The sequence below is a fragment of the Streptococcus sp. HMSC057G03 genome (assembly GCF_001808745.1).
GTDB lineage: Bacteria > Bacillota > Bacilli > Lactobacillales > Streptococcaceae > Streptococcus > Streptococcus parasanguinis_Z.
This window is the reverse complement of the sequence record NZ_KV794423.1, coordinates 136,280-160,976: the sequence shown is the minus strand read 5'-3', so window position 1 is coordinate 160,976 and position 24,697 is coordinate 136,280. Positions and strand designations below refer to the sequence as shown.

General features: G+C 44.1%; 22 protein-coding genes. All 22 read left to right on the top strand.

Going from position 1 to position 24,697, the window contains the following annotated elements; translation table 11 throughout:
• The first annotated feature begins 852 nt into the window (after positions 1–852).
• On the top strand, positions 853–1,098 hold the full coding sequence (locus tag HMPREF2686_RS10750) for an LPXTG cell wall anchor domain-containing protein (RefSeq protein WP_315940696.1): 246 nt from the start codon (positions 853–855) through the stop codon (positions 1,096–1,098).
• Positions 1,099–1,295: 197 nt separating this feature from the next.
• On the top strand, positions 1,296–6,107 hold the full coding sequence (locus tag HMPREF2686_RS04840; protein WP_070449432.1) for an accessory Sec-dependent serine-rich glycoprotein adhesin: 4,812 nt from the start codon (positions 1,296–1,298) through the stop codon (positions 6,105–6,107).
• A gap of 72 nt (positions 6,108–6,179) precedes the next feature.
• A complete protein-coding gene (locus HMPREF2686_RS10540; RefSeq protein ID WP_186822865.1) occupies positions 6,180–6,383 on the top strand; it encodes a hypothetical protein in 204 nt (67 codons plus the stop codon).
• Positions 6,295–7,299 (top strand): sugar transferase, encoded by a 1,005-nt coding sequence (locus HMPREF2686_RS04835; RefSeq protein WP_049506662.1) that lies wholly within the window; start codon positions 6,295–6,297, stop codon positions 7,297–7,299. Before HMPREF2686_RS10540 ends, HMPREF2686_RS04835 begins: the two co-directional genes overlap by 89 nt.
• 221 nt (positions 7,300–7,520) lie before the next feature.
• Complete coding sequence (gene secY2, locus HMPREF2686_RS04830) at positions 7,521–8,738, top strand: accessory Sec system protein translocase subunit SecY2 (RefSeq protein ID WP_003008926.1); 1,218 nt, start codon at positions 7,521–7,523, stop codon at positions 8,736–8,738.
• A gap of 8 nt (positions 8,739–8,746) precedes the next feature.
• The gene (gene asp1, locus HMPREF2686_RS04825) at positions 8,747–10,336 is read left to right on the top strand and encodes an accessory Sec system protein Asp1 (protein ID WP_049474630.1); all 1,590 of its coding nucleotides are present in this window, start codon (positions 8,747–8,749) and stop codon (positions 10,334–10,336) included.
• On the top strand, positions 10,329–11,873 hold the full coding sequence (gene asp2 / locus HMPREF2686_RS04820) for an accessory Sec system protein Asp2 (RefSeq protein ID WP_049506663.1): 1,545 nt from the start codon (positions 10,329–10,331) through the stop codon (positions 11,871–11,873). The genes asp1 and asp2 overlap by 8 nt, the downstream gene beginning before the upstream one ends.
• Positions 11,870–12,340, top strand: coding sequence for an accessory Sec system protein Asp3 (gene asp3 / locus HMPREF2686_RS04815; protein WP_049474632.1), 471 nt, complete (start codon positions 11,870–11,872; stop codon positions 12,338–12,340). The genes asp2 and asp3 overlap by 4 nt, the downstream gene beginning before the upstream one ends.
• A 24-nt stretch (positions 12,341–12,364) precedes the next feature.
• Entirely contained in the window at positions 12,365–14,749 is a 2,385-nt protein-coding gene (secA2, locus tag HMPREF2686_RS04810) for an accessory Sec system translocase SecA2 (protein ID WP_186822864.1), read from the top strand.
• An 11-nt stretch (positions 14,750–14,760) separates the two neighbouring features.
• Complete coding sequence (gtfA, locus tag HMPREF2686_RS04805) at positions 14,761–16,275, top strand: accessory Sec system glycosyltransferase GtfA (RefSeq protein WP_049506665.1); 1,515 nt, start codon at positions 14,761–14,763, stop codon at positions 16,273–16,275.
• Complete coding sequence (gtfB, locus tag HMPREF2686_RS04800; protein ID WP_049506666.1) at positions 16,259–17,614, top strand: accessory Sec system glycosylation chaperone GtfB; 1,356 nt, start codon at positions 16,259–16,261, stop codon at positions 17,612–17,614. Before gtfA ends, gtfB begins: the two co-directional genes overlap by 17 nt.
• Positions 17,607–17,798, top strand: a complete 192-nt coding sequence (asp4, locus tag HMPREF2686_RS04795) for an accessory Sec system protein Asp4 (protein WP_003003066.1) — start codon at positions 17,607–17,609, stop codon at positions 17,796–17,798. The genes gtfB and asp4 overlap by 8 nt, the downstream gene beginning before the upstream one ends.
• A 1-nt stretch (position 17,799) precedes the next feature.
• Positions 17,800–18,024: an accessory Sec system protein Asp5 gene (locus tag HMPREF2686_RS04790; protein ID WP_003003038.1), complete on the top strand. Its 225-nt coding sequence runs from the start codon at positions 17,800–17,802 to the stop codon at positions 18,022–18,024.
• A 366-nt stretch (positions 18,025–18,390) separates the two neighbouring features.
• Positions 18,391–19,284 (top strand): TDT family transporter, encoded by an 894-nt coding sequence (locus tag HMPREF2686_RS04785; protein WP_049506556.1) that lies wholly within the window; start codon positions 18,391–18,393, stop codon positions 19,282–19,284.
• An 85-nt stretch (positions 19,285–19,369) separates the two neighbouring features.
• Positions 19,370–20,047, top strand: a complete 678-nt coding sequence (locus tag HMPREF2686_RS04780; RefSeq protein ID WP_070449430.1) for a CPBP family intramembrane glutamic endopeptidase — start codon at positions 19,370–19,372, stop codon at positions 20,045–20,047.
• Positions 20,048–20,125: 78 nt separating this feature from the next.
• Complete coding sequence (rnpA, locus tag HMPREF2686_RS04775; RefSeq protein ID WP_070449427.1) at positions 20,126–20,467, top strand: ribonuclease P protein component; 342 nt, start codon at positions 20,126–20,128, stop codon at positions 20,465–20,467.
• A 1-nt stretch (position 20,468) separates the two neighbouring features.
• Positions 20,469–21,284, top strand: coding sequence for a YidC/Oxa1 family membrane protein insertase (locus HMPREF2686_RS04770; RefSeq protein WP_070449514.1), 816 nt, complete (start codon positions 20,469–20,471; stop codon positions 21,282–21,284).
• A 15-nt stretch (positions 21,285–21,299) separates the two neighbouring features.
• Positions 21,300–22,247, top strand: a complete 948-nt coding sequence (gene jag, locus HMPREF2686_RS04765) for an RNA-binding cell elongation regulator Jag/EloR (protein WP_037615603.1) — start codon at positions 21,300–21,302, stop codon at positions 22,245–22,247.
• A gap of 75 nt (positions 22,248–22,322) precedes the next feature.
• A complete protein-coding gene (locus HMPREF2686_RS04760) occupies positions 22,323–22,952 on the top strand; it encodes a ribonuclease P (RefSeq protein WP_070449424.1) in 630 nt (209 codons plus the stop codon).
• A gap of 147 nt (positions 22,953–23,099) precedes the next feature.
• Entirely contained in the window at positions 23,100–23,234 is a 135-nt protein-coding gene (rpmH, locus tag HMPREF2686_RS04755; protein ID WP_003003086.1) for a 50S ribosomal protein L34, read from the top strand.
• Positions 23,235–23,359: 125 nt separating this feature from the next.
• Complete coding sequence (locus tag HMPREF2686_RS04750; RefSeq protein ID WP_070449422.1) at positions 23,360–24,130, top strand: TatD family hydrolase; 771 nt, start codon at positions 23,360–23,362, stop codon at positions 24,128–24,130.
• Entirely contained in the window at positions 24,102–24,686 is a 585-nt protein-coding gene (gene rnmV, locus HMPREF2686_RS04745; protein ID WP_186822863.1) for a ribonuclease M5, read from the top strand. The genes HMPREF2686_RS04750 and rnmV overlap by 29 nt, the downstream gene beginning before the upstream one ends.
• Positions 24,687–24,697: the final 11 nt, after the last annotated feature.

Sequence of the window (24,697 nt, the reverse complement as noted above, 5' to 3'; positions counted from 1 at the left end):
ACGTCCGAATCAGTGTCAGCGTCTGAGTCAGTTTCAGCATCTGAATCGGTATCTACTTCAGAATCAGTTTCAACGTCTGAATCAGTCTCAGTCTCAGAATCAGTATCTACATCAGAATCAGTATCTACATCAGAATCAGTTTCAACGTCTGAATCAGTTTCAACGTCTGAATCAGTTTCAACGTCTGAATCAGTATCTACATCTGAATCAGTGTCAACATCCGAATCAGTCTCAGCGTCTGAATCGGTCTCGACGTCAGAGTCAGTCTCGACGTCAGAGTCAGTCTCAACGTCTGAATCAGTTTCAACTTCTGAATCGGTCTCAACCTCTGAGTCAGTTTCAGCGTCTGAATCAGCATCAACGTCCGAGTCAGTTTCTACCTCTGAGTCAGCATCTGCGTCCGAGTCAGTATCAGTTTCTACCTCTGAGTCAGTGTCTGCATCAGAATCGGCATCTACTTCAGTTTCAGTTTCGACATCAGAGTCGGCGTCTACGTCCGAATCAGCATCTGCATCTGAGTCAGTGTCAACGTCTGAATCGGTATCAGCATCAGAATCAGTGTCAGTGTCTGAATCGGTTTCAACATCAGAATCAGTGTCAACGTCCGAATCGGTTTCTGTATCTGAATCCGTTTCTACGTCCGAGTCAGCGTCAGCCTCTGAATCAGCATCAACGTCTGAATCAATCTCGACATCTGAATCATTGTCAGCATCGTTGAGCAGTTCAGTATCTGAAAGCCAGTCAGTCTCTACTTCGGTTTCAGTTTCGACATCAGTCTCTGCATCTGAGTCAGCATCATTGAGTACCTCTGCACCTGAATCAACTTCAACATCAGTAAGTACTTCAGTTTCAGTGAGTCAATCACAATCAGGATCAACATCTGGTAGCGGTTCATACTCTAACTCAATGAGCCAATCAATTTCTCATTCAGAGTCATTGTCTGCATCAGAATCAGCAAGTGGATCACAAAAACACAGCCAGTCTGTAGTGCTTCCAAATACTGGCGAAACAGGATCTGTAACATCAGCTCTTCTTGGGGTTGTTACAGGGTTAGCTGGAATTGCTGGACTTATCCGACGTAAAAAGAAGGGGAAATGATCTAGTAGGAAATATCATTTTTTTCGAGTGAATCTCATAGGAGATTCACTTTTTTACTAGTAGAATGAAGTGTTTTTAATGTGTTACAAAAAAATTTGAAAATTAAACAATAATATAGAAGTTTTTTGTAGCAAATTACTTGAATCTACGTAGTATTCCTGTATAATTAATAATGACTACAATGTAAGGGGAATATCATGCAATTTAAGCGTTCAAAAGGAAACTTTCGTGAAACAGATCGTGTCGTACGCTTCAAATTAATTAAATCAGGAAAAAATTGGCTTCGAGCATCAACGGCTGCTCTAGGCCTCTTTCGCGTGGTGCGTGGGCAAGTGGAGGAGACCATCATTGCCAACGTACAGCAAGATCAAATAGAAAATCAAAAGCATAACCAAGCCTTCTTAAAAGGTTTGATTACGGTAGGGACTGTTTTTGGTGGTGCTGTGCTTGCTACGACAGCTAAGGCGGAGGATGCAACATCACTTGCACCAACGGTTTCTGAGACAAAAGAGGAAACCTTGGCAGAAGTGGATAGTGTGGTCTTAGGAAATACCTCTACCCAGTCTTCAGAATCCAGCTCTGTTTCAGGATCAACTAGCCTTTCTACATCTGTGAGTGTATCTACTTCGATCAGTGAATCCGCATCTTTATCCTTGAGCGAAGTTGGATCAACTGCATTATCAACGGCACTTAGCGAGTCTGCTCAAGCTCTAGAGTCAGAGGTAGTTGTTGATGAACCGACTAGTTTAGAAGAAGCCACTGTTTTAGAACAAAATACCTCTGAAGCTGAATTGCTTCAAGAAATTGCAGGGAATTACGCATCTAAAATGACGGACAACGATCGCCGATCAGTTGTCGAAGCGGTCATTAACAAAGTGCAGGCCGAAGTGACTGCAAGCAATAACTTGATCCACACCAATGCCAGTGCTCAAGCTTATGCTGACCAGCGCGATCGTTTGGAGAAAGCTGTCGATGAGATGATGACGACCTTGACAGCTGCAGGTTTTGTGGGAAATACAAATGTAGATGGGAAACCTGCGATCTCTGCTCAGTTGGCTCCTCTAGCTGAGGAAACATACTTGGCTGATGATGTATTGGATATGAGCCCGAACCCAGAAGATCCCAATGGTGCGAGTGTAGAAGATCCTACACTTGACACACCAGGATATGCTAAGGATCCTCATCTAGATAAAGATCTCTTAAGATTTTCGCCTGAAGAGTTGAAAAATTTTTTAGGTGAACCCTACACCAATCGTTATACATTTGGTATTTGGGACTTTGTGAATAAACAAGGAGAGTCACTTGGTTACTATGCGACCATGTCGATTGATATCAGTGAGATAGATCCGGAAAAGCATAAGGCAATGGATGTTTATTTCCGCATTGTCCGAAAATCAGATGGGGCTGAAATTTTTTCACAAACTGTATCTCCAAAAGGATATGGCCAAGATATTCAATTACCAAAAGAAGTACTGATTGGTCAGGCTCCCTTTGGGAACAAGGTTTTTAATTCGGAACCTTCTACAGATAATGGGACCTTTGGAATGATGACGAATTTTATTCCGGAACAGGCTTTCTTATTCCGGAGTATTTATGATGTCATGACGCCTGAAAATCAGGGGCAATTGATTAGGACGTATCCTAGTATCAAAATTCCATCTATGATGGGACAACAATCGACCTTCTATAGAGAAGTGGACCCGAATGGTAGATGGTTTAATGGGCAATATGAACCAACGGGGAAAGAAAGATCCTTACTAGAGTATAGAATCTACGGATTGGAAGGCCAGCATTATACAGCTTCCAATCCACGCGAATTTCCTGGTTATGTACAGGTCCCAGCGCACACCGTGTTCCCGAATCGTAAAAGTGGGGTGTTCGATAATAGTAAGAATGGGAAATCAAGAATTGAACTATTAGGGGATGCGCGTGAGCATTTCATTAAAAGTGAAGTTGTCACCCTTAATCAAAATGGTGATTATTCTCTTCGCTACTATGTTTTAGATCCTTCTAAAATCCATGATGTTAGTAGTGGTGACGTAGGCAATACTCAGGTAACCGATGTATATACACTTGTTTATGAAAAAGAATTTAAACAAGATAGTACGGATAAGCTTTCAGATTTAGGTGGAACTCGTAAAGTTGAAAGTAAAAACAAGGACTATTTTCTGAATGTCACACCAAGACGAATAGATTACCAACATTTCGAATTGGATATTACGGGTTGGTTCTCTAGTAAGGAGACAGCTACTTACACTGATGAGAAAACAGGAATAGAATATACTGTTCCAAAACCATTCACGGAACTTCCAAAATCAGCATACCTCGATAAAAATACGACCATGGTCGTTGGAGAAGATGCAACACCTCAAGGAGCAGATGGTTTTTCCAACTTCAAACAAACGATCAAAAAAATAGTAGATTCATATCCCTTAACGAGTGTGAATTATTACTATCGGAAGATGACACCGTCAGAATCTGCTTCACAATCTCAAAACTTCTCGATTTCAACTTCAGAGTCACTAGTTTCAGAATCCATTTCATCTTCTCAATCTGTTTCGGTCAGTGAGTCCGTTTCCTTGTCACAAGCATCTAGCTCCGCCAGTCAATCAGATTCACAGGTTTCAACCTCGATTTCCTTGTCACAATCTGTCTCGACAAGTGAATCCAACTCGTTGGTTCAGGAATCGGTTTCCGCCAGTCAATCAGAATCCTTGGTTCAAGAATCCGTTTCAGCAAGCCAGTCGGAGTCGTTAGTACAAGCCTCCGTTTCAGCGAGTCAATCAGATTCGTTTTCAGCAAGTCAATCGGATTCGCTGGTTCAGGCATCTGTATCGTCTAGCCAATCAGAATCACTAGTCCAAGCGTCAGTTTTGGCAAGTGAATCAAATTCATTGGCTCAAGAATCGATTTCAGCCAGCCAATCAGACTCATTGGTTCAAGCCTCGGTTTCTGCCAGTCAGTCCGAATCCTTGGTACAAGCGTCAGTTTCTGCAAGCCAGTCTGAGTCTTTGGTTCAGGCATCTGTATCGGCGAGTCAATCGGAGTCGTTAGTACAAGCCTCCGTTTCAGTGAGTCAATCACAATCTACTTCTGATGTTGAATCTAAGTCTCAAATTACAGAATCTATGTCCTTTTCTCGTTCTGATTCAATGAGTCAATCGGAAACGCAAGTATCGACTGATTTGCAATCAACATCATTGAGTCAATCAGAATCGTTAGTGCGAGAGTCAGTTTCTGCGAGTGAATCGGAATCATTGGTTCAAGAATCGGTATCGGCCAGTCAGTCAGACTCGCTGATACAAGAATCAGTTTCCGCTAGTCAGTCCGAGTCGTTGGTTCAAGAGTCCGTTTCGGCTAGTCAGTCCGAGTCGTTGACCCAGGCATCCGTTTCCGCTAGTCAGTCAGAATCACTGGTCCAAGAGTCAGTTTCTGCGAGTGAATCGGAATTATTGGTTCAGGAGTCTGTATCGGCCAGTCAGTCAGACTCGCTGATTCAAGAATCAGTTTCCGCGAGTCAATCCGATTCGCTAGTTCAAGAGTCGATTTCAGCTAGTCAATCTGAGTCCTTGATTCAAGCATCAGTTTCCGAAAGTCAATCGCAATCTACTTCTGATATCGAATCTAAGTCTCAAATTACAGAATCTATGTCCTTTTCTCGTTCTGATTCAATGAGTCAATCGGAAACGCAAGTATCGACTGATTTGCAATCAACATCATTGAGTCAATCAGAATCGTTAGTGCGAGAGTCAGTTTCTGCGAGTGAATCGGAATCATTGGTTCGGGAGTCTGTATCGGCCAGTCAATCAGAGTCGCAGGTTCAAGTCTCAGTATCTGCTAGCCAATCAGATTCGTTGGTTCAAGCATCTGTATTGACCAGCCAATCAGAATCACTAGTTCAAGAGTCGATTTCAGCTAGTCAATCAGACTCGTTAGTACAAGAATCCGTTTCGACAATTCAATCCGACTCCTTGGCCCAAGCATCCGTTTCTACTAGTCAGTCCGAATCGTTGATTCAGGACTCCGTTTCAGCGAGTCAATCCGATTCGCTAGTTCAAGGGTCGATTTCAGCCAGTCAATCAGAGTCGCTGGTACAAGAATCAGTTTCTGCCAGCCAATCAGACTCGTTGGCTCAAGCATCTGTATCGGCCAGTCAATCCGATTCCCTGGTTCAGGAGTCTGTATCTGCCAGTCAGTCAGACTCGCTGATTCAAGCATCCGTTTCAGCAAGTCAATCTGAATCCTTGGTTCAAGAATCAGTTTCTTCAAGTCAATCTGACTCCTTGGCCCAAGCATCCGTTTCGGCAAGTGAATCAAATTCGTTGGCCCAAGCATCCGTTTCGGCCAGTCAATCCGACTCCTTAGTACAAGCGTCGGTTTCAGCTAGCCAATCAGACTCGCTGGTACAAGAATCAGTCTCAGCAAGTCAATTAGATTCATTAGTTCAAGCTTCTGCTTCGACAAGCGAATCAGCTTCAACTTCTCATGTCGTAGCTGCATCGCAGGTTTCAGAGTCTGGATCGTTCTCTCGATCCGTTTCTGAGAGTCTATCTGCTTCACAATGGACATCCTATTCAGAATCTCTAGCGTCAACATCTGTTTCAAAATCTGACTCCTATAGCCAATCAGCTTCACTCCTTTCTTCAAGCGAATCGGCTTCAACGTCCATGCCAGTATCTGAATTTCCTTTGACGAGTGTTTCAGATTCTATAAGCGCATCATCGACAGAGAGTCAATCCTTATCGCAGGAAATTTCTGAATGGATCAGTGTGTCTTATGCGTCAAGTTTCTCTGCTGTGACAAGTTCTTCGGAGTCTGTCGTGTCTTCGTTTGGCACCTCTTACTCAGAATCTCCATCAGATGCAAGCTCACTAACTGCGACGCACTCTTCCGGACCTGCTCTTCCAGAGACAGGTGCCCATCCTTCATCTAATATTCTTGCTACAGGAGCTTCCATTCTTCTGTCTGGATTAGCCCTTTTAGGAATTCGGAAAAAAGATGGCAAATAAAATCTTAAAAGACCGGAATGAACCGGTCTTTTATTGATCTAGAATGTCTAAGAAGTTGGGAAATATGTTATAATGAATGAGGAAGTTTTCGTTGAGGGATATGAAAAAGGTTACTTTGTGAAAAGCTCTGTTTGCCCTCATATCTTCAGAAAATATGGGATTAAAAAAGAAGAGTCAGAGGAAAGAGATGAAAATCCATTTTACAAATTTATTTGGGCAATCTTCGAAAAGTGTTGCCCTGATGGCACAAAACGATATTATGAATGTGGTTCGTGAACTTGGGGTTAATGAACTAGGGATCTACTTTTATGATCATAGCAATGAACCAGCTAGCGAATTGAACTCGCGAATGGATGGGATTTTAGCAGGCGTTGCTTTTGGGGATATCGTCTTCGTTCAATCTCCTTCTTGGAATGGAATTGAGTGGGACCGCCGTTTGGTTGATAAGTTAAAACTCCTTCAAACCAAGCTGGTCATGTTTATCCATGATGTTCCACCACTCATGTTTGAGAGCAATTATTACCTGATGCCTAACTATATCGACATGTACAATCAGAGTGATTTGGTCGTTGTTCCGTCAGAGCAAATGTACCATCGTCTAGTCTCAGAAGGGCTCACAGTGAAAAAATATGTGGTCCAAAAGTTGTGGGATTTGACCCACAGTTTGGATCTCTATACCCCGCAATTTGAGAAAAAACTGATCTTCTCAGGGAATCCGTCGCGTTTCCCTCATATCATCGACTGGAAATATGATACACCCCTTCATGTCTATACTGAACCAGTTGAAGGAGTTGATTATTCCAAGGTCCATATTGAAGGCTGGCGAACCAAGCAAGAATTGCTTTTGGAGCTTTCTAAGGGTGGTTTTGGGCTGGTCTGGGGAAATTCAGAGAACCCCGAGGATGAGCGAGATTACTACAAAGAAAATATTTCCTACAAATTATCGACTTACTTATCTGCAGGTCTTCCAGTAGTGGTGCCAGACTATTTGTCAAATGCAGGCTATATTCGAGAAAAAGGGCTTGGCTTTGTAGCATCCAGTCTTGAAGAAGCCAATCGTTTGGTTCAAAACTGCACAGAGGAAGCGTATGCCCAAATGGTCCAAAAAGCTCACTATACTTCTTATTTGATCCGCAATGGCTATTTTACAAAAAAATTATTCGTCGATACCATCATGGCCTTGGATGAATAACATTCAATGAACAATCCTTTAGATAAACATCTGAAGGATTTTTTGTTGAATACAGTACCAAATGGGGAATTTGAAATATTATCAAATATTAGTGACAAATGAGTTTGGAAACGTCGCAAATTATGGTAAAATAAGTTGAGATAAAATGCTCTAAAGGCACATATTAAAAGGCTATTCCCCAGGTGGAAGAGTCAAAATGAGTAAGAGAAAGTTTAAAAGAAATGTTAAAACGATCTGAAGTAGGAAAGAGATTTTGTTGGACGATATTTTTCGTCTTTATTTATGTTTTGGGAAGTAAAATTTCCTTGCCTTTTGTTGACTTATCAAAGGCCTTGAGACTCAATGAGGGAACGACAACCGGTTTACAGCTCTCAAGTGCTGTGATGGGGGGGAACCTCCGTGGAATGTCGATCTTTTCGATCGGTCTATCCCCGTGGATGTCTTCCATGATTTTGTGGCGGATGTTTACCGTTTCAAAACGCTTTAACCTCGAAAAAACCAGTTCGGAAATTGTGGAGCGGCGAAAGATGTACGTGACCTTGGCACTCGCCATTGTCCAGTCCTTGGCAGTGGCCATGTATCTCCCCTTGAAGACAGGGTTGAACTCCGGACTTGTCATTGCGGTCAATACCATGATTATGGTAGCCGGAGCCTTCTTTCTAGTTTGGCTCTCAGATCTAAATGCCGCTTTGGGGCTTGGAAGTTCTGTTGTGATCATGATGGCTGGGATGGTTATGTACCTGCCAGAAGATGTGATGCAGACCCTTTCAAGTGTCAATAATATCCCAGAGATCGCTTATGTTCTGGGCGTGATTTTTATCTTGATTTTTGTCTATGTGGCAGTCTTGGTGGAATATTCCAAGTACCAGATTCCTGTCAATAAATTAGGGATCCACAACAACTTGAAAAGTTATACTTTTTTGGATATCAAGCTCAACCCAGCAGGAGGGATGCCCTTTATGTACGCCATGACCTTGGTGTCCATTCCTCAGTATGCCATGCTCTTGATCTTGTCTATGGATTCCAATGCTAAGTGGGCTGCTCGTTTAGCCAAACACTTGGTGATGGGAGATCCGATTTGGATCCTTCTTTACATTCTGATGATCGCCCTTCTCTCTTTTGCTTTCGCCTTTGTTAATGTGAACGGAGAAGAAATTGCAGATAAGATGATGAAGGCTTCCGAGTATATCGATCATGTCTATCCTGGAGCAGATACACGTCGCTATATCAATAAAATTGTGCTACGCTTGACGGTTTTTGGAACCTTGTATCTGATCCTCTTCACGGCGCTTCCTTTTTCTCTCTTGTTATGGGATAAGGATCTCTTGCGCTTGACCATGATTCCAGGAACCTTCCTCATGTTTGTCGGGATGATTTACAATATCCGAGAAGAAATTCGTGCCCTTCGTGTGAATCAACGTTATACAAGAATATTCTAGGAGTAACCATGTATTATTTTGTACCAGCCTGGTATGGAACGGACCGCATCTGGCAGCAAACAGCTACCCCTTGGTACTGGATGCGAGAGTCTATTGAATTTGACGATACCATTAATCAAGTTCGTATTTTTCAAGAAGCAGAAATGGATCGGATCTTATTGTTGCCTCAATATAGTCCACAACTGCGCTATTTTTTACACCGCCAAGATTTGTTAGAGACAGATGTCCTTTCGATTTTTGATAAGATCCAACAGGTTCCGTCTAGTTTGGCGATGCGCCCAGTTCAGCTTCAGGACATCGAATGGCCGAGTGAGACCACTTTTTCCTATACTCCCTTTTTGGTGATGGCATTTCGAAAGGGCCACCACCTAGCAAAAATTGATATGGGAGTGGATGGAAACCTTCTCTCTTTGACCCGTTATAAGAATGACGAGATCAGCTACATCGAGTACTTAGATGATCGTGGCTTTATCTCTAGTAGAATCTACTACAATGAGGGAAAACCCTATTTCCAAGAGTATCTGAGTTTTGATGGGCAATGGGTTTTGAGAGAGATGTTGATCGAAGAGAACCACTCCGTCATGGTTAATGAAGCTTTCTTTCATGCCTTCAAAAAAGAAAGCTATGCCAATATGGGAGACGTTGTCGCTGAAAAAATGAAGGAGCAGCTAGCAACCTTGGTTCCAGGACGAGATCAGTTGGTTTTGGCAGCTCATCCAGCAAATTTGGCTTTTTTACAAGATACAGCAAGTAGTGTCAAGAAAGTCTTGTCCTTCTATGGAGATCGTCAGCCCTTATCTGCTGAAAACTTTGCCCTCTATTTTGATATGATTGATGCCCAGCTCTTGATTACAGATAGTGAAAAAACCAAAAAAGCGATTGGGGGCTTTTCCCCTAGCCTGGCTCAAAAGACACACCGGATTACCTCTTTTGACTCCCGCCTCCGTTTGGGCTCTAGTCAGGAGCGCAAGGAATCCAAGATTTACTTTTATGTCAACGAAGCCGAGCTTCCAAGTAAGAGCCAACTCAAGAAGGTTCTGGAAATTTTAGCGCAACATCCCTTATTTGAAGTTGTTTTTGCATTTTACAATGGATCACCGGAGCGGGTGAAGGAATTAGAAGGGCAACTCGAGGAATTGATTGCTAGTGAGCAGGACTTGCATCTTGTTCAGTCGCCAAGTCAGTCAGAAGGGCTTGGAGAAAACCAAATCATTGATGAAGAGTCTGTACAAGACGCACCGGACTACCGTTTTGTGGTTAAGAATTTTTCAAATGAAAATGATATTATTCAAGAGTTGGAAAAAACTCGCTTAATTGTCGATTTAAGTGAGGAGCCCAACCTCTATACGCAGATTGCAGGGATCTCTGCGGGGATTCCTCAGGTCAACCGCGTCCAGACAGAATATGTCGATCATTTGAAAAACGGCTATGTCTTATCAAAGGGAGACAAGGAATTAGAAAAGGCAATCACGCACTTCTTATTGGAATTGAAGCCTTGGAATGAAGCCTTGGTCTACTCGATCGAAAAGATTCAAGAATACACCGGTCAACGCTTGATCGAGAAATGGGAAGGATGGATGAAAGAACGTCATGGATAAAAAACTACAGATACCCCATATTCTCCAAATCGGCTCAAGCAGTTGGCGGGATCAGGTGGAGCTTCCTGCTGGACTTGGCTGGCACTTTTTTCAAGCCACTGCTCTTCCATCGCTCAAAGACTATATGGAAGAAGAGGAAATCTCTAAATTTAAAGCCTTGATCCTAGAGAATCCAGAAGATTTGTTGGCTTTAGGAGAAGACCTGACTTATTTTCAACCTTATACCGTTTTTTATGACGAAAGCCGTAAGCTAGAGGCCCCTTCTGAAGAATTAGCCCATCTCTTAAGGCTTAAACAAGCGAGACCCTGGAATTTCTCAAACAAGCATCAATTTCTCTATGTTTTAGACCGCTTTTTATACGACAATCAATACGGGGATGCCTTTACAGTTCGTGATCTGCAGGTGAGACCTGATTTTGCTGGTCAGCAAACAGTCTTGGGGCAACATTTCCTCAAGCTTGACGGAGCATACGGGGAAGAGTTTACGCCGATTGCTCAGTGGGTTTACAATTATGTGTATGACGCTAGCCGCCCCATCAATTTTTGGTTGGAATACGAAAAAGATCCTAGCTGTCAGCTACAACTGCGGATCCAATTTTACCGCTATGGAGCTCTAGGAGAGTGGGTCAAAGATGCGGTCTTTTCAGAAGAAGAGATGGAGCAACCACTAGAATTGGATGGAGCAGAACCTTATTATCTAGCCTTCTCACTAGAAGCAAAAGGAGAGGGAACGCTTACGATCGGAGCCTTACATAAGCGCTTGTCCCATGGTCCTTTAGGAGAGATGACCGTAGGAGCTAAGACGCTACGGGACCACAAGCGCCAAGAGATTTTTGCTTATTTCCATCCGGGCGATCTGAAGCCCCCTTTAAACATTTACTTTTCTGGGTATCGTCCAGCCGAAGGATTTGAAGGGTTTGGGATGTTGCGTGCGATGGGTAGTCCCTTTATTCTCTTTTCTGACCCAAGACTGGAAGGTGGATCCTTTTATATGGGATCAGAAGAATTAGAAAATCAAATCACAGCCTTTATTGATCAGCACTTGGACTTGCTCGGCTTTGAGCCAAAAGATATGAATTTCTCAGGGTTGTCCATGGGGACCTTTGGTGCCCTTTACTATGGTGCTCTTTATTCTCCTCATGCGATCTTGGTTGGAAAACCCATTGTCAACCTGGGGGATGTCGCTGCCAATCTGAAATTTAAACGTCCAGATGAGTTTGGAACGTCTCTAGACATGATGCAGTTGATCATCGGCCAAGTATCACAAGAAGGGATCGGCCAGCTCAATCAACGTTTCTGGGACCGGTTTGAAAAAGCGGACTTTAAGGATACCATTCTAGCCCTTGCCTATATGCGGGATGATGACTACGACCAGCAGGCTTATCCAGATATTTTAGAAGCCTTATATGAATTACCGGTTCGTATTATTAGTACTAGCCGCGCTGGTCGACACAATGATGCGAGTGGTCCGATCATTGAGTGGTTTGTGACCCAGTACAAAGAAATCATGGAAAGAGACTTTGGAAGAAACCAATGATAAAAATAAAAGAAAATGAAAGCAGACGAATCTACTGGGGCGATACCGTTCTTGCAGATTATCTTTGGGGGTCAACGATTCAAGCAACTGCCCAAGGAAGCGTTCAATTTCAGAACCCCCTCATGCCATCTGGTCAAGTACTGAAAACCTGGCATTCGCAGACGAATTTTGGGGCAACTCGTCAAATTCCTAGTCTGCCTCTGCTCAAAAGAGAGCAAGATTATGAATTGGTTATCACGATGGAAGCGACTCCCCCTCATACCGTTATGGTAGAAATTATCTTTAGAGATCGCTTTGGAGAGCTTGTTGGCCGTCGAGTAACCGCAGAAGGTCGCTTGCAGTTCACCTATCCAGATCAAGCTTACGCCTACGAAGTACGCTTGCTCAGTGCAGGTTTGCAAGAGTTTACCTTCCACTATTTCACTATTCAACCAATATCGTCTGAGGGAGCAGAAGTTCTCGCTTAGACGAACATCACTGCAAAAAAGAGGATCACATTGGATTACGTTAAATTAAGAAACATCAAAAAAATCTTAAAAGAAGTCAATAGCTGGAAGGATGATATGGCCCGCTTGACGGATCGTCAGCTGCAGGAGAAGACTGCAGAATTTCGGGAACGTCTAGCAGAGGGTGAAACCTTGGATGATCTCTTGCCAGAAGCATTTGCGGTTGCGCGGGAAGCCGATAAACGGGTCTTAGGTATGTTTCCCTATGACGTCCAAGTCATGGGAGGGATTGTTCTGCATCAGGGAAATGTCGCTGAAATGAATACCGGTGAAGGAAAAACCTTAACAGCGACCATGCCGGTTTATCTCAATGCCCTAGAAGGAAAAGGGGTTATGGTCATTACGACTAATACCTATCTGGCAACTCGGGATGCAGAAGAGATGGGACAGGTCTATCGCTTTTTAGGTTTGACCGTCGGCGTTCCTTTGAAACAGTCAGAGGACGAAGAATTAGATCCAGAAGTCAAACGCGAAATTTACCAATCAGACGTCATCTATACGACCAATACCAGTCTGGGCTTTGACTATCTAACAGAGAACTTGACGGCTTCAGCAGATGGCCAATTTTTGGCAGACTTCAATTACGCTATTGTCGATGAGATTGATTCGGTGCTTCTAGATAGTGCGCAGACCCCCTTGATTATTTCTGGTTCTCCTCGGGTTCAGTCCAACCTTTATGGGATTATTGACACCTTGATCCAAACCTTCAAAGAGGGGGAAGACTTCAAGTTTGACGAAGAAAAGAAACGCGTTTGGTTGACTCGAAAAGGAGCTCATGCAGCAGAAGCCTTTTTAGCCATTCCCAACCTCTATGATCCCCAATACCGTGACTTGGTCCGCCATATCAGCTTAGCCCTGCAGGCTAATAAAAACTTTATTAAGGATAAGGACTATGTCATCCATCCCAATGTCGAAGGGCAACCGGAGATTGTCTTACTAGACCAGGCGACGGGTCGCTTGATGGAAATGACCCGTTTGCAAGGAGGACTCCACCAGGCGATTGAAGCCAAAGAGGGCCTCAAGCTCACCCAAGAAACACGGGCCATGGCTTCTATTACTTACCAAAACCTCTTTAAGATGTTTCGGAAGTTGGGAGGCATGACCGGGACTGGGAAGGTCGCTGAGGCAGAGTTTCTTGATACCTATGCCATGTCAGTGATCAAGATCCCAACCAATCGCAAGAAGATCCGCAAGGATTTGCCGGATGAAATCTATCAGACCTTGCCGGAAAAAATCGTGGCTTCCCTGGATTATGTGAAGAAAGTCCATGAAAAGGGTAATCCGATTCTGGTCTTTGCCGGATCGGTTGAAATGTCGATTCTTTATTCGAATCTTCTTTTGCGCGAAGGGATTCCTCACAATCTTCTTAATGCCAACAATGCTCCCCGAGAGGCCCAGATCATTAAAGAATCAGGTCAAAAAGGAGCGGTGACAGTTGCGACCTCAATGGCCGGTCGGGGAACCGATATCAAGTTGGGACCAGGAGTCGCTGAGTTAGGTGGTTTAGTAGTTGTAGGAACTGAGCGGATGATGAACCAGCGGATTGACCTTCAAATTCGTGGGCGTTCAGGTCGTCAAGGAGATCCCGGTTTGACCAAGTTTTTTGTCTCTTTAGAAGACGATTTGATGAAAAACTGGGGACCAGACTGGATCCAGGATACCTATCAAGACTATGATGTGGATGAGCGGATTGGTTCAGCCAAAGCTCTGACTAAGCGCAAGTATAGAAACTTGGTGGAACGAGCTCAAAATGCTAGTGAAAGTTCTGGTCAGGCTAGTCGTCGGATGACGCTAGAATTTGCGGAAAGCATGAACATTCAGCGTGCCATCGTCTACGAAGAGCGTGACCGCTTGATCAAACAAGAAGGACGCTTGGATGATATCGTTGAAAAAGCACTTCGTTCCGTCTTTTCAAGCGTAGCCCACAAAAAAGAATACAAGGAACCTGTAGCTTTTTATCGCTATATTTTAGACAATGTTAGCTACCAAGTGGATCCGGAAAAGGCCCACCAAACCTTCCGTAGCAAAAAAACCAAAGAGAATTTCTTATGGGAGATCGCGAAGAGTGAGTTAGAGGCCAAGTATGAGGTCTTAGGCACCGATGAGGTGATCGCCCAATTCCAGCGCATGGCCATCTTAAAAGCTATCGATGAAAACTGGGTCGAGCAGGTCGACTATCTGCAACAATTGCGGATGGCTCTATCTGGTCAATACACCAGTCAGAAAAATCCTTTGGTGGAATTTTTCCAAGAAGCCTACCAATCCTTTGATCGAATGAAAGGGGCGGCCAAAGAACAAATGGTCCGCAATCTTTTACTGAGTCGAATAGAAATCAATAAAAAAGGGGAAATTGTCTTGCATTTCCCATAAAAGAGGACATTATGACAGTATACAATATCAACCTTGGAATCGGTTGGGCCAGCAGTGGTGTTGAGTACGCTCAGGCCTACCGGGCCCAGTTGTTACGCAATATCCATCAACCAGCTAAATTTGTTTTTATGGATATGATTCTAGCCGATAATATCCAGCATTTGACAGAAAATATCGGTTTTAAAAATGATGAAATCATCTGGCTCTACAGCCATTTTACAGATATTAAGATTGCACCAACGACCTATACCATTGACCAGGTCTTAGCAGGTTTTGCCGGGAAACCGACGCGCGAAGAAGTCGATGGCAAGATCAAGCGCTTCTTTTATGAAGACCAGGACAATTTTTTGACCTGCTACCTGCGCTCAGAAAACAGTCCTTATGTAGAGCGTTGCGAGTATGTGTCTAGAGGGATCTTGGTGAGAAAGGATTATTTCTCCTATGCCCGCTATTGTACGGAGTACTTCATTCCCAAGAACAACCAAGCCAACTTGATTGAGCGCCGTTTTTACAATGAGGACGGGACGGTTGCCTACAGCATGCAGATGGCAGATGGCCGCGAAATCTATCGTTTCCCAGATCGTTATCTGGTTGGTCGCCAAGAACTGATTCGCTACTTCATGCAGACCCTTCAATTGACCAAACAAGATTTGGTGATTTTGGATCGGGAAACCAATATCGGGCAGCCCATTTTTGAAGAAGCGCAAAAAGCGCGTCTAGGTGTGGTCGTCCATGCCGAGCACTTCAGCGCCAATAATGTCGATGATCAGTATATCCTGTGGAATAACTACTACGAGTACCAATTTACCAATGCAGATAAGGTAGACTTCTTTATTGTCGCGACTGACCGCCAAAAAGAAATCTTAGCCGAGCAGTTTGCCAAATACACCAACCATCAGCCGGCTATCTATACCATTCCAGTTGGAAGCCTTGCAAGCTTGCCACAAAACGAAAATCGCACCCCATTTTCTATGATTACTGCCTCTCGTTTGGCGACAGAAAAGCATATTGACTGGTTGGTGCGAGCAGTGGTTCGCGCCAAAAAAGAATTGCCAGAACTGTCTTTTGACATCTATGGAAAAGGTGGAGAAGAAGGCAAGTTGCGCTCTCTGATTGATGAATTGGGGGCAGCAGATTATATCCACCTCAAAGGGCATGCCAATTTAGAGGAAATTTATAAGAACTATGAGGTTTACCTGTCCGCGTCGACCAGCGAAGGCTTTGGGTTGACCTTGATGGAGGCGATTGGTTCTGGACTTCCGATCATCGGTTTTGATGTTCCTTATGGCAACCAAACCTTTGTCACAGAAGGTAAAAATGGCTATCTCATTCCGCCTTCAGCAGATCAAGTGGTCGACCAGATTGCTTCTGCCTTTGCGGAGAAAATCATCCAGCTATACAAAAAGGATGATCTAGCCAGCATGCGTCAAGCATCTTATGCGCGTGCAGAAGACTTTTTGACCAGCCGAGTAGAAGAAGCTTGGGCACAATTGATAGAAGAGGTGACACATGCTGAACGTATTTGATAGTTATTCTCGTGAAAGCCAAGACTTGCTCCACTCCATGAAAGAGTCTGGCTTTGACCACCCGACCGTTGTTTTGGAGCCAAATGGTTTCTTACCAGACGGTGTCGAATCTCCCTTTATCTATTTCTTAGGACAAGCAAAAGGAGAGAAGCGCGGACGCTACTTTAATGAAGTTCCAGTGCCTGATTTCTGGGAAGTTTCTGGGGATAACAGTTCGGGAAAAGTGACCTACTATGGTCAGGAAAAAGCTCGAATTGTGTACCATGCTGCTTCCTATAAACGCATCGTCGAGCGCTTAGAGTGGTTAGATGATAAGGGGCAAGTGGTCATGATTGAGCACTATGACCAATACGGTCGTAAGATTGCTGTAACGACTTGTGGTGATCAAGGTCAGCATTTGGTGACCACTTATTTTGAAGGGGATACCGAGCGCTTGACAGAAAATCACCAAACAGGGGATTTGATCTTGACCTTGGACCATCAACCCATGCGGATTTTCAAGAATCGCTTAGATTACTTTGTCTTTTATCTAGAGTATCGTGGTTTTGATTTAGATGGTTTAGTCTACAATACGCTGGCTACCTCCTTTAGCATTAGTCTCCAGCTGGGCAATAAAGGCATCAAAGGACGCGACGTCCTGGTGTGGCAAGAACCTCTTCACGACAGCCTTCCGGGCAATATGCAGTTGATTCTAAAGAGCCCAGAAATCCGGACCAAGAAGATCTTGATTCCGCAAAACGCTACCTATCATCGCGCTTTGCAGTTGACCTCGCAAGATCAGCATAGCTATTTTGGACCTCTTGGCTACCTGTATGATTTCAAGGTGAAAGACGATATCCGTAAAGACGCCTTTGTCTTGACCAATTCGGATCAGATCGAAGCCTTGACCTACCTAGTAGAGAACTTGCCAAATGTGACCTTCCGTGTAGCAGCTTTGACGGAGATGTCTGCGAGCCTCTTGTCTATGGTCCGCTATCCAAATGTGGTCTTGTACCAAAATATCAGTCAAGAGCGGATCAAAGAGTTGCTTAAGGTCTCTAGTATTTATCTGGATATCAACCACTATGCAGAGGTACAAGGCATTGTTCGCAAGGCCTTCGAACACCAGCAAGTTATCCTTGCCTTTAGCCATACCCTGCATGACCGCCACTTCCTCGCACAAGCCAATATCTTTGATCAAGGAAAAGAAGCAGATATGGTGGCCCGCATCCAGGAAATCTACCAATCTGTGGATAACTACAGAGAAGCCGTTGCGCAACAAATTGCTCAATCAAGTAGCGTTGAGCCAGCTGTTTTCAAAGCTCGCTTGCAAGAAGGGATAGGTGGACACAGTGAGTGATCGTAAGAAAGATTTATTTTACAAAGAAGTAGAAGGAAGGATGGAGTCTCTCAAACGCCGTCCTGCCGAAAAAGAAAAGACGACACGTTCTGAAAAGATCAATGTTACTTTTAATGTGATCATTGGTTTGGTGATTCTGCTGGGAGTTATTTTTACCCTCTTCAGAGTGTTAGGAGGATCCTAAGATGGAAATGGTATTTGCAATCGGGATCTCGATCTTATCCCTCGCTCTTGTGGTTCTGATCACCTTGCAGCCTCGCCAACAACAATCGCTTTCAACAGATGCGACCAGTAACCTAGGAAAGCCAAGTTACTGGCGCTCCCACCGTGGACTCAAGCTAGCGACCCTTGTTGTTAGCATCGTCTTTCTCGTATCCTTATTTCTTTATATGATGGTCGTACAGGCCTAGTTTTTAATAGAATAGATAAAAAAGAAGTTGGTATTCTCCAACTTCTTTTAGAATGTAATCCATCTGTTTCTTACCTAATGCAACCTAAATGATACTTAAAAAATTAAAGAGATATCTACAATTTGATGAGGCTGGGACAAAAGTCCTAGCCTCTCAGTTATCTTTGAATTGTCGAGCAAGACGCAGCGGTTGACTGGGCTCTACTACGCTGATTTCATCAGCTTTTACAGCCCTACACAACTGTGCGGAGGTGGGGCGACGAAATCGAATTCTAACGAATTACCGATTTCTGTCCCACTCTCTTTTTTATCCTGCTTCCTTCTCTTTTATGGTATACTGAAAGCGACAACATGATTGGAGCTTCCTATGAAAAAGATCCCCTTAGTATTTTCAGGCTGTCTGTTAGGATTGGTTGGCGCTGGAAACCTTCTTGCGGACTCGCTACCCTTCCTTGCCCATGCCTTTAGTCTGACAGGTTTGTTCTTCTGGTTTTTCTTTGTCGTTTATCATGCAATTCGCTGGCAAGAAACCAAGATAGAACTCCGACAACCAGCCCTTTTATCTGGGATGGCGACCTTTCCCATGGCAGGGATGATTCTATCCACCTATCTTTTACGCCTCTTCCCCACCTTTGGAGGTCTATCACAGTTGGTCTGGTGGTCTGCCTTTCTCTTGGATCTGGGCTTAATTCTCTATTTTACCAAGACCCATGTCCTAGCGCGACCAAGAGCCAATGCCACTCCCAGTTGGACCGTTCTCTATGTGGGCATTGCAGTAGCAGCTTTGACCTATCCTGTTGTGGGAATAAGAGAGATTGCTTATCTCGCTTTAGTGATTGGTTTTGGTTTGACCTTTCTTCTTTATCCCCTTATCTATCATGATTTGAAGCAGTCCCCTTTACCCAGTCATCTGTTGGGCCAAGAAGGCATCTATTGTGCTCCCTTTTCTCTTCTTTTAGCAGCCCTGGTTCGTGTGGGTGGAGCAAGCCTGCCCACCTGGTTCTTACTGATCATGGTGGTGGCCTCGCAAGGTTTTTATTTCTTTGTTTTGACGCGCCTACCGAAAATGATCAAAGAAGGTTTTCAACCTGCTTTTTCAGCCCTGACCTTTCCAACAGTCATCACAGCGACCTCTTTGAAAATGGCCCAAGGCTTGTTGCAACTACCTTTCTTGACAGCTCTCGTATGGCTGGAAACTCTTCTTTGTCTCTTGATTTTAGTCGCTGTCCTAGGTGGTTATGTAGCTTATCTCAGAGAGTAGGAAGGCATCCTTTTTCATTGAAACCTTGTCACGATTATGGTAAGATGCACTATACGATTTGTCATACTTTATAGGAAAGGTATCTATGAAATTCATCAAAGGAAAGCTCTCACTGCTTTATCCCCTCTTTCTGCTCTTGTTTTATTTTTATGTTCGGCCTCAATTTCGCCCTTTGGCCCAGTATGTCTCCAATAGTGTAGCAAGCGCTAATAGCTATTATTGGACCTTATTTGGCCTAGAAGGCCTCTATGCAGTCTTTACAGGATTTTTGGTCTATCGTTTTTCTAAAAAAGCGCAGTTTAAGCTGGGGAAGAACCCTCTTCAAGCTCTGATAGAAGCCGTTTTTGCGGCCTGTTTGGTTTACTGGTTGGACTACTTCATCAGTGGTTTTGTTCAAGGACGGGCAGCCGTTTTGAGCCTGTTTCCACGGGAAATTAGCCCCACAGGGGTGCTTATCCTAGTGATCGCAATGGTTATCATCCGGCCGGTGACAGAAGAGCTGATCTTTCGTGGAGCCTTGGTAAATGCCTACTTCAAAGGCTGGAAACTCTATGCAGAGATTTGGCTTCCAGCCCTCATCTACAGTGGCCTACATTTTCTCCACACTCCCTTTTCGCTAGGAGCTTCTATCCTCTATCTCCTGCCGAGTGTGATTTTTGGGATCCTGTATTATCGGAGTCAGACGCTCCTTGCTCCTATTTTGGCTCATATCTTGCTCAATCTCTACTACACCTTGCCTTTGCTTTTATCTGTATTTAAGTAGCAACTGATTTCCTGAGTGAGATTGGTTTTTTTTGAAAATATGGTATAATAGAATAAATTTAAAAGAGGGAGTTGAGGTTTGAAAAAAAGCTACCGCGTCAAACGTGACAAAGATTTTAATGCTATTTTTAAAAGTGGTCAAAATGTTGCCAATCGGAAATTCGTTGTTTACCGCCTGCGCAAAGACCAACCGCATTTTCGAGTCGGCCTGTCTGTTAGTAAGAAACTAGGAAATGCTGTGACTAGAAATCGCATCAAACGTTTGATTCGCCATGTTTTAATCAAACACCAAGCCTGCCTTACGACCGATGATTTTGTCGTCATTGCTCGTAAAGGAGTGGAGGAGCTCGACTTCCATCAAGTAGAGAAAAATCTTGTACATGTCTTAAAATTAGCGCATGTCTACCAAGAAAGGGAATAATGTGAAAAAGAAACTGAAGTTAACTGGATTATTAGGAGTGGCCTTAATGGTCTTGACAGCTTGTGGGACCTCTCAAGTGACAGCCGAATCGACAGGTGGTTGGGAACGCTTCGTCTACTTCTTTGCGGAAGCCATCCGCTTCTTGTCCTTTGGCGGAAGTATCGGTGTAGGGATTATCGTCTTTACCATTGTCATACGGACGGTCCTCTTGCCTCTCTTCCAATATCAAATGAATTCAACCCGCAAAATGCAGGAAATTCAACCCCTCCTCAAGGAATTGCAAGCTAAGTATCCTGGGAAGGATCTTGATAGCCGGACCAAGCTTTCCGAAGAGATGCGGGCCCTATACAAGGAAAAAGGTGTCAAAACGTCTTCAGCCTTCCTTCCTCTCTTAATCCAGATGCCGGTCTTGATGGCCTTGTTCCAAGCGCTGAGCCGTGTCGAATTCCTTAAAGTCGGTCACTTCCTCTGGTTGGACCTTGGCGCGATCGACCCGACTTATATCTTGCCGGTTCTTGCAGCACTCTTCACATTTTTCAGCAGTTGGTTGACCAATAAAGCCATGCCAGAGCGCAATGGTAGTGCGACAACCATGATGTATGTGATGCCTGTGATGATCTTCTTCTTTGCCTTGTTCTCAGCCAGCGGGGTCGCACTATACTGGGTGACTTCCAATGCTTACCAAGTCGGGCAAACCTATCTCTTGAACAACCCCTTCAAGATTATTGCAGAGCGTGAAGCAAAAGAGCAAGCTTCGCGCGACATGGAAAAACAAAAACGCCGTGCCCTAAACAAAGCACAGAAAAAGAAAAAATAAGAAAGAGGTGGACATATGGTCCTATATACTGGAGCAACTGTTGAAGAAGCGATTCAAAAAGGTCTGAACGATTTAGATATTCCTCGTATGAAGGCACATATTACGGTTGTAGCGCGTGAAAAGAAAGGTTTTCTTGGCTTGTTTGGGAAAAAACCAGCCCAAGTAGAGATTGAGCCCATTGCAGAAACAACTGTTGTAAAAGCCAATCAAAAAGCTGTCAAAGGTGTCCCAGATGAGATCAATGCGCAAAATGAACCGGTTAAGACGGTGAGCGAAGCAACGGTCGATCTTGGACGCGTCGTTGCAGCGATCAAAAAGGTCGAAGAAGAAGGAGAAGTTGTCTCTGAAGAAATCAAGACAGAAATCCTGAAACATGACAAAGAAGCAGATACTGTTCTTGAAGAAAAAGGACATGAACATATCCTTGAAAAAGTCAAAGAACCAGCGACAAAAGAATCAAGCGAATCTGATTTCTCAAATCTTGGTATTGAGGTAGAGGAAAACTACAATATCGAAGAAGTCGTAGCTGATGTGACAGCCTATGTTCAAACAGTGGTCGATGAAATGGATGTGGATGCGACCATCTCAAGTAGTCACAACCGCCGTACAGTCAATATGCAAATTGATACCAATGAGCCAGGACGTGTCATTGGTTACCACGGAAAAGTCTTGAAGGCTCTTCAACTTTTGGCACAAAATTACCTCTATAACCGCTACTCAAAGAATTTTTACATTACCATTAATGTGAATGACTATGTAGAACACCGGGCAGAAGTTCTTCAAAGCTATGCTCAGAAGTTGGCAACGCGTGCCCTTGAAGACGGGCAAGCCCAACAGACAGATCCGATGTCAAACAGTGAACGCAAGATCATTCACCGGATCGTCTCTAAGATGGAAGGAGTCACTAGCTACTCTGAAGGGGAAGAACCAAACCGTTACGTAGTGGTAGACATCGAAGGATAATCTAGCTATTATTTCCCATAAGGGAGAGACGGGATTGAGCCGATCTCTCCTTTTTTAGCTTTAGAAAGGAAGCAGATGGCATTAGCAGCGATTCAAGAGTTTTTAAAGCTTCAAGGAATGAAATACCAGGCTCCAGCAAAGGCAGGGGGGCTAGCCTCAGAGATGGAGCGGTATCGTGCCCTAGCTCAAGCGGCTCGTAAGGAATTCACCGATTTAGTCTCGGCCTTTCAGCAGCGTCACTCTTACTTGGAGCAGGATCGGACCAGCCAATGGATGAACCAGGCTCAGGTCTTGCGGCCTCATTTTTGGGCCTATCTAAAAGGAGAAGGGACGATGGCAGAGCCCATGTTTGCCCTGAGACTTTATGGGGATGCAGCTGATTTTGGAGTTTCCTTAGAGGTGAGCTTTATCGAGCGAAAAAAAGACGAGCAGAGTCTTCAAAAGCAACACAAGGTTCTCACCCTTCCTATCACTCAGCCTGTTTATTATTTCGTCCAGAAAAATGGAGAGAGTCAAAGGGTAGAAGGAACAGAAAAAAATCGCCATGATCTGCTACAAGCAGTAGCAGAAGGGGCGGTTCGTAAGGTCCTCGTCAAATACGATGTTTCTCTAGTCGAGGAGAGTTCCCTAGAGAATATCTTGGATCAGTTGCAAGAGGCGCTGGTGGCTCTGGAACCCTATTACTTGGCAACCCGTCAGGTGTAGAAAGGTGTTCTCCGACCTGTATTTGCAACAATTTTGCCATAGCTATTGACAAATAGAGTCGAATCCGATAGAATAGTAAAGTATGTTTAGTAACTGATCACAACTAGCCGGCTAAACGAATACAAAATCTATGAGGAGGTATTCATCGTGAAACGTACTTATCAACCAAGTAAACTTCGTCGTGCGCGCAAACATGGTTTCCGTCACCGTATGGCAACTAAAAATGGTCGTCGCGTATTGGCAGCTCGTCGTCGTAAAGGACGCAAAGTTTTGGCTGCGTAATTCAGATAAAAACCTAAAAACCAGTAGAAACTCGAGACTACTGGTTTTTGTTTTGTCCGAAAGTGAATTTAGAGGCGCTTTCTGCTATAATAGAAAGAGGAAAAACTCGGAAGAAAAGGAAGATCATGCAGATTTTTGATACCCACACCCATCTCAATGTGGAAGAATTCGCAGGAAAAGAACAAGAAGAGCTCGACTTGGCCAAGGAAATGGGTGTTGTAGCTCACAATATCGTTGGTTTTGACAAACCGACGATTGAGCGAGGAATAGCCTTGGCAGACCAGTACCCAGAACTCTATCTCACGCTTGGTTGGCACCCCACTGAGGCGGGAGATTATAGTCCTGAAGTGGAGGCCTATTTACTTGAACAGCTAAAACATCCCAAAGTCGTCGCACTCGGAGAAATCGGTCTGGATTACCACTGGATGACAGCACCAAAAGATGTCCAAGAAAAGGTTTTTCGTCGTCAGATTCAATTGTCTAAAGACTTGGATCTCCCCTTTGTGGTGCATACACGCGATGCTTTAGAAGATACTTATGCCATCATCAAGAGTGAAGGAGTCGGGCCTCGCGGCGGGATCATGCATTCTTTCTCAGGAAGTTTAGAAGAAGCGAAACGCTTCATGGATCTAGGAATGATGATTTCTTTTTCTGGAGTAGTGACCTTTAAGAAAGCCACAGATGTCCAAGAAGCGGCAACTGGCCTTCCGTTAGGCAAGATCTTGGTTGAAACAGACGCTCCTTACCTGGCACCAGTTCCCAAACGTGGTCGGGAAAATAAAACAGCCTACACTCGTTATGTGGTAGATTTTATTGCAGAACTACGTGGCTTAACAACAGAAGAAGTGGCTCAGGCAACCTATGACAATGCAAGAAAGGTATTTGGCCTTGACTGAGAAAAGAAAAATACCAGAAGTGATTGTCGTGGAGGGCAAGGACGACACAGCCAATCTCCGTCGTTTTTATGAGGTGGATACCTATGAAACGCGAGGCTCTGCGATCGATCAGGATGACTTGGAACGAATTGCTACCTTGCAAGAGTTGCGTGGGGTCATTGTCTTTACCGATCCAGACTATAATGGTGAGCGAATTCGCAAGATCATTATGCAAGAGGTGCCCCAGGTCAAACATGCCTTTTTAAATCGTGGTGAAGCAGTCCCCAAATCCAAGACCAAGGGGCGTTCTCTTGGAGTGGAGCATGCCAGTTTTGAAGACTTAGAAAAAGCCCTAGCTGGACTGGTCGGGTCTTACGAAGATGAAAACTTCTTTGATATCACAAAGACCGACTTGATGCGTCTCGGTCTTTTGATGGGAAGCGATAGTCGCAAACGGCGGGAATATCTAGGCGAAACCTTGCGCATTGGCTACTGCAATGGCAAGCAATTGATCAAACGCTTGGAATTGTTTGGAATTTGTTTGGCCCAAGTCGAAGAGGCCATGGCCAGTTATTAAGACGGAAGTAG

Coding starts and splice junctions, on each gene's coding strand:
- asp1 (WP_049474630.1), top strand. CDS start 8,747: ATGTATTATTTTGTACCAGCCTGGTATGGAACGGACCGCATCTGGCAG.
- HMPREF2686_RS04840 (WP_070449432.1), top strand. CDS start 1,296: ATGCAATTTAAGCGTTCAAAAGGAAACTTTCGTGAAACAGATCGTGTC.
- HMPREF2686_RS04790 (WP_003003038.1), top strand. CDS start 17,800: ATGGAAATGGTATTTGCAATCGGGATCTCGATCTTATCCCTCGCTCTT.
- gtfA (WP_049506665.1), top strand. CDS start 14,761: ATGACAGTATACAATATCAACCTTGGAATCGGTTGGGCCAGCAGTGGT.
- HMPREF2686_RS04750 (WP_070449422.1), top strand. CDS start 23,360: ATGCAGATTTTTGATACCCACACCCATCTCAATGTGGAAGAATTCGCA.
- gtfB (WP_049506666.1), top strand. CDS start 16,259: ATGCTGAACGTATTTGATAGTTATTCTCGTGAAAGCCAAGACTTGCTC.
- rnmV (WP_186822863.1), top strand. CDS start 24,102: ATGCAAGAAAGGTATTTGGCCTTGACTGAGAAAAGAAAAATACCAGAA.
- HMPREF2686_RS04760 (WP_070449424.1), top strand. CDS start 22,323: ATGGCATTAGCAGCGATTCAAGAGTTTTTAAAGCTTCAAGGAATGAAA.
- jag (WP_037615603.1), top strand. CDS start 21,300: ATGGTCCTATATACTGGAGCAACTGTTGAAGAAGCGATTCAAAAAGGT.
- HMPREF2686_RS04835 (WP_049506662.1), top strand. CDS start 6,295: ATGAAAATCCATTTTACAAATTTATTTGGGCAATCTTCGAAAAGTGTT.
- HMPREF2686_RS10540 (WP_186822865.1), top strand. CDS start 6,180: ATGAATGAGGAAGTTTTCGTTGAGGGATATGAAAAAGGTTACTTTGTG.
- asp2 (WP_049506663.1), top strand. CDS start 10,329: ATGGATAAAAAACTACAGATACCCCATATTCTCCAAATCGGCTCAAGC.
- asp3 (WP_049474632.1), top strand. CDS start 11,870: ATGATAAAAATAAAAGAAAATGAAAGCAGACGAATCTACTGGGGCGAT.
- HMPREF2686_RS04780 (WP_070449430.1), top strand. CDS start 19,370: ATGAAATTCATCAAAGGAAAGCTCTCACTGCTTTATCCCCTCTTTCTG.
- HMPREF2686_RS04785 (WP_049506556.1), top strand. CDS start 18,391: ATGAAAAAGATCCCCTTAGTATTTTCAGGCTGTCTGTTAGGATTGGTT.
- secY2 (WP_003008926.1), top strand. CDS start 7,521: ATGTTAAAACGATCTGAAGTAGGAAAGAGATTTTGTTGGACGATATTT.